The following is a 4,443-nucleotide window of genomic DNA, read 5'->3' as shown; positions in this document are numbered from 1 at the left end:
ACCACAATCAGATTGGTGTTCCAGTCCTTGCCGGTCGGCAGAAACACCTGATTGACGCTGTTGCCCGGGGTATCGGTGACCGGCTGGCTGATGGGCGTGGGGCTGACGTCTACCCGGTTGCCATTTTTGGTGACCGTCCATCCTTTGGCAAAGCCGGTTTGTGCGTCGATAACCTGTTCATCATCATCAAACAGCAGCGTGGTGAGATAGCCGGGGCGGGTGTTCACTTCGGTGGCATTCTGGCTGTTGTAGGTGACGTTTTGTATCCGGCGATCGTATCTGCTGCTCTGGGGCACCGAGGCGGCCCAGACGCAGGACATGAAGAGAAGGCCGAGGGGCAGGATAATTTTCAGCATCATTCTTTCCTCAACTCTTTATCGCGTTGGTAACTGGTGACGATAAACCCGAGCGGGTTTATCTCGCGTTGGCTGTCGGTCAGCACCTTGTGTGGCAGATAGCGGTAGGTCAGGCGGATATTCCAGAAATCGGTTTTGACCGCGTTATCGGCAATGTGCCTGAGGGTGCGTTTGACGCGAAGGGTAGCGAGATTATCCGGCTGGGTGGCCGGGGCATGGACATTGGAAATAATGTCGATCTCCACCCGGTATTCCGCTTTATTAAACAGAATATCCGGTGCCTGCACGCCATTAAATTGGTCCAGATAATCCCGGTTCACGCTGTCGCTGTTAAATAACTGCACCTCGTCGTAATCGCGCTGAAGTGAAAAATAGTTATACCCTTCGCGCAATGTGACGTACTGCGCTGCGAAGGCATGAGCAAGGGCGTCCTGGGTGGCAATGTCCCGCTCTTTAATGCGCGTCATATATTCATAACGCCCGGTTTGCTTATCCACCGACCATAATTCAACGTTGGTGGTTTTCAGCGGCAGCAGCAGAATGATGGCAATGAGCGCCAGCGCGGTGAGAAGGGCACCTGTCGCTGCCAGACGCCAGGCGAGCTTTTTTTCACGGGCCTCTTTTTCCAGCATGACGCTTTCAAAGCGGCGGGACGAGGCAATGATTTTTTCGGTTTCAAACATGCGCGGTGACCTCATGAATGATGGCCGGGGAATTGACGGGCTCCCGGTCGCCGGAGACCGGCGGGAGCTCGTCGTGATGCCGTGCGCAGCCGATAAGCGCGCACAGCAGCAGGAGAAACAGGCTGGGTTTCATGGCAACTCCTTCGATGATGAACGTGACCCCACCGCGCCTGACGGCGTGGTGCGGGTACGGTGAGGGAATGGGGGAGAATGCTTAGCGGTGACGTTGCAGGTTGAGGTGTTTCATACTTTCGATGGACGCGGCGCGTTTTTGCCAGGCGGAGATCGCGTTGCCGGTAGTGCTGGCGATAGCCTTACCCGCTGTAATACTGCCTTTTGCCACCAGTCTGGCTGCGGACGCACCTGCTTTGAGGGTTGGCCTGGTGGCATCAGCGGATTTTCTTATTCCGCCGCCGATGCCCGCCATCGCTGCACCCTGCAATGCCGCGTGAACGGCGATGCTGGCTAATGCACTGGCGATTTTGGCTGAAAAGAAAATGATGATGCCCGCAATGGCTCCGGCAATAGCGCATTGCGCGCCCAGCGTGATGATATTGGCGTTGTCGGCGAAATGCGTCGCCTCATCGAATACCCCGTTGAGGTAATTAATCACAATACGTATCGACAAGGCGGAAAACATCACGGTAAGAATGGCGGTGAAGATAATTTTCAGCCAGTTATTAAACATCGGGATCAGAAAGCCATACAGCAGGCAGAAAATAAACAGCGGGGCGGTGGTGGTCATCAACAGAATAGTGATCTCAGCGAGCAGGTTAACGGCGGTACCCAGCAATAAGGTAATGAGCGCACCGCCCCACACCAGACCTTCCGCCAGACTGCCATTCAACTTCAGGTAGGTTGATTCATCCCGTTGATAGAGCTGTTGCGCAATAACCTGGGTCTTTTCCCACACCGTATCCAGTAATGCCCAGACGTTGTCATTGCCGCTGACGCCCTCCCGCAATCCATCTATGGCGAGCAGGGCAATATCCAGCCAGCCGCCGAGATTTAACACGAACGTCATGACTAACGCCATGCGTCCCATATCCCAGGCGATATCTTCAACCGGGGTCTGGCGTTTTCCGGCGAGCGTCTGGTAGCCGCGATAAGTGATAAACAAGGTGAATGAACTCACGGCGATAACACGGATCATATTGCCGTACACAGCGGTTTGCCCCTGTAGTACGGCATGTAACCCGTCAGTGATGGCCTTGTCCATTCCGACAAAGAGACCTGCTGACATGGGGACCTCATTGATTGAAGTTGGGAACCGGGGCGTTCTCCTGGCTGAGTTGAAACCGTGCTTCACGCACATTGCGGCAATCCTGAGAATCGTCACCGGAATATTCACATTCTTTATATCGGACGGTTAATTCATTCGGGTGCGCCTTGTACCACGCTATTGATTTGGGAGAATCACACCCTGCCAGTAATAATGTAGCGAGCAGGGCTGGATAAAGGAGAAAAGGGGTTTTCATGGTTGACCTCTCAGTGATTAAAGTCAGGAATGGGGGCGGTGGCTTGCTGCTTGTTGAATGCCTGCCGCCGTTGCTGTTCCAGCAATGCGGCGCGTTGCTCAGTTTGTTTGACGGTCATCTCCCATTGGTGAGTCAGTACGTTTAATTGCACACTTCGGGCCGCTATGGCATTGGCCAGATCCTGTGATTCTTTGGTGTCTTTGGCATCGGTGATGCGCGCGGATAACAGGGCTATATCGCTGAGCGCGTTGCCGATGCGTGTTTCAACGTCACGGGTATTCTCAATCGCGAGCGCCTGATTGAGGACGATTTGCCGACAGATAGCCTGATAGTAGTCAGATGCGCTGGCCGGGTTGCATACATTAAAAGCCTGGTATTTGTCGTACAGCTTATTCAGCGCCGAGGAATATTCCCCGTCCGGCTGGGTCAGTAACGTATCGAGTGAAATCCCGTTTTTGCGTAACGCATCAATATCGGTTTTAAGGTTTCGGGTCTCGCTGAGAAAACCCTGAATATCGCGAATGCCGGTTGCGGTGGCTAATTGCTTTTGATAGGCATCAAGCTGGCTTTTATAGTGGGTGACGGTCTCCTCCCATTGCTTTAATTCCTGAGTCCACTGTCTGATGGATTCGGCGTTCTGTATGGTGTCGAATACCGGGATGCCGCCGCCGATTGCCGGTAGGGCAATAAACAGCGACAGCGCCAGCATGGCGTGTCGGACAGGCATGATGATCACCTCTGTGGTGGTGGTGTCAGATGGCTAATGCGAGGAATTTTTCTTTCCATTCTCCGGGTGGCATGCCCGGCTGATAGAGCGTGTCAAAGAGCTTCAGGTTGTCTTCCGTCCCGCTTAGCAGTTTGGTGAGTCTGCCGAGGCCGGACAGGTCCATTTTTGCCAGTGCGATAAAGGGGCGGGTCTCCCCAGTGTGTAACGGTGTTTTCACTACCACCATGTAATGCTCACCGGGATCAAGGTTTCTCACGATGTCGTAAACGCTTTCCGGGACTTTGAGTTTCTCTACGTAATCGGTACGGCTGGCTTTCGGGTTGGCGAGAAAGAGTTGTGTGCTGCACTGTTCAATAATGGCCGGGGCAATCGGGTGCCTGACGATCTCATCCGGTGACTGGGTGGCTGCGATAAAGATGCCGTTCAGCTTGCGGATCACCTTGAGCATGTTGAGCGAGAAGGTAGAAAACTCGATGTCGGCTAGCCACTTCCAGAATTCATCCATAAACATCACCAGTCGGCGACCGTCCAGCAGGCCGGTCACGCGGTACAACAGGTAACAGGTGACGGGCCCGCGAATGTCGTCATCATCGAGAAACTCGGTGCCGTCGATACCAATATTATCGCTGTCACCGATGTCAAAGCTGTCCTGCTCGTTGTCGAACACCCAGCCGAATTCACCGCCCTGTGCCCAAGGTTTCAGGCGGATACGTAACCCGTTGGTTCTGGCCTCTCTGGTGGGCGCTTCGGGCAGTACTTCCAGCAGCCGCGTGATACCAAAGCGGCGGTATGCCTGCGGGTAGTCCAGCATGATGGTTTCCACGGCGGTGCTGATCCGTTGTTCGTCGCGCGGATCTAACGGCGCGTCGTTGCGACGGCACAGCATGCGTATCAGTCGCTTGATAAAGCCGATGTTGCGCCGGGTGGGGGCCAGTGAAAACGTGTTAAACCCGGTCGGAACTCCTGAGCGGATCCGGAAGTAATGGCCGCCCATCTGGCGGATCGCCATCTCCGCTGCCCGATCTTTATCAAAATACACGGTGGTCAGTCGTTTGATGGTGGCCGATCCGGCAAACGTGGCCGGGTTACGGTATTTCTGCATCAACTGCTGCAACACGGTCATCAGCAGGGTCTTGCCCGATCCGGTTTTACCGATAATGGCGGTATTGCCTGGCGTGTTTTCGTTGAAGTCATCGCGC

7 protein-coding genes are annotated in these 4,443 nt (G+C 54.4%); 1 reads left to right on the top strand and 6 read right to left on the bottom strand.

Annotation, left to right across the window (positions count from 1 at the left end):
• Positions 1-359 (bottom strand): TrbG/VirB9 family P-type conjugative transfer protein (locus J5224_RS23515; RefSeq protein WP_264627654.1); only part of this gene is annotated, 359 nt, incomplete at its 3' end.
• Complete coding sequence (locus J5224_RS23510; RefSeq protein ID WP_264627653.1) at positions 356-1,039, bottom strand: virB8 family protein; 684 nt, start codon at positions 1,037-1,039, stop codon at positions 356-358. The genes J5224_RS23515 and J5224_RS23510, both read right to left, overlap by 4 nt.
• A gap of 73 nt (positions 1,040-1,112) precedes the next feature.
• Between J5224_RS23510 and J5224_RS23505 the strand changes: the two genes are divergently transcribed.
• Positions 1,113-1,235: a hypothetical protein gene (locus J5224_RS23505; RefSeq protein WP_264627655.1), complete on the top strand. Its 123-nt coding sequence runs from the start codon at positions 1,113-1,115 to the stop codon at positions 1,233-1,235.
• Between the two features lie 18 nt (positions 1,236-1,253).
• Here the strand turns inward: J5224_RS23505 and J5224_RS23500 are convergent, their stop codons facing one another.
• The 4 genes from J5224_RS23500 to J5224_RS23485 form a co-directional block, all read right to left on the bottom strand.
• Positions 1,254-2,282: a type IV secretion system protein gene (locus tag J5224_RS23500; RefSeq protein WP_264627652.1), complete on the bottom strand. Its 1,029-nt coding sequence runs from the start codon at positions 2,280-2,282 to the stop codon at positions 1,254-1,256.
• 7 nt (positions 2,283-2,289) lie between these two features.
• Complete coding sequence (locus J5224_RS23495) at positions 2,290-2,517, bottom strand: EexN family lipoprotein (protein WP_264627651.1); 228 nt, start codon at positions 2,515-2,517, stop codon at positions 2,290-2,292.
• 10 nt (positions 2,518-2,527) lie between these two features.
• Positions 2,528-3,244: a type IV secretion system protein gene (locus J5224_RS23490; protein WP_264627650.1), complete on the bottom strand. Its 717-nt coding sequence runs from the start codon at positions 3,242-3,244 to the stop codon at positions 2,528-2,530.
• Positions 3,245-3,269: 25 nt separating this feature from the next.
• A partial coding sequence (locus tag J5224_RS23485) for a VirB4 family type IV secretion system protein (protein WP_413544716.1) occupies positions 3,270-4,443 on the bottom strand: 1,174 nt, incomplete at its 5' end.

The organism is Candidatus Symbiopectobacterium sp. NZEC135, assembly GCF_025962695.1.
The sequence above is the reverse complement of the archived record's forward strand: the minus strand, read 5'-3'. Positions and strand labels throughout refer to the sequence as shown.

Bases quoted from the DNA above. Each gene is read 5' to 3' on its own strand.
- J5224_RS23490 (WP_264627650.1), bottom strand. From the start codon at position 3,244: ATGCCTGTCCGACACGCCATGCTGGCGCTGTCGCTGTTTATTGCCCTA.
- J5224_RS23510 (WP_264627653.1), bottom strand. From the start codon at position 1,039: ATGTTTGAAACCGAAAAAATCATTGCCTCGTCCCGCCGCTTTGAAAGC.
- J5224_RS23500 (WP_264627652.1), bottom strand. From the start codon at position 2,282: ATGTCAGCAGGTCTCTTTGTCGGAATGGACAAGGCCATCACTGACGGG.
- J5224_RS23495 (WP_264627651.1), bottom strand. From the start codon at position 2,517: ATGAAAACCCCTTTTCTCCTTTATCCAGCCCTGCTCGCTACATTATTA.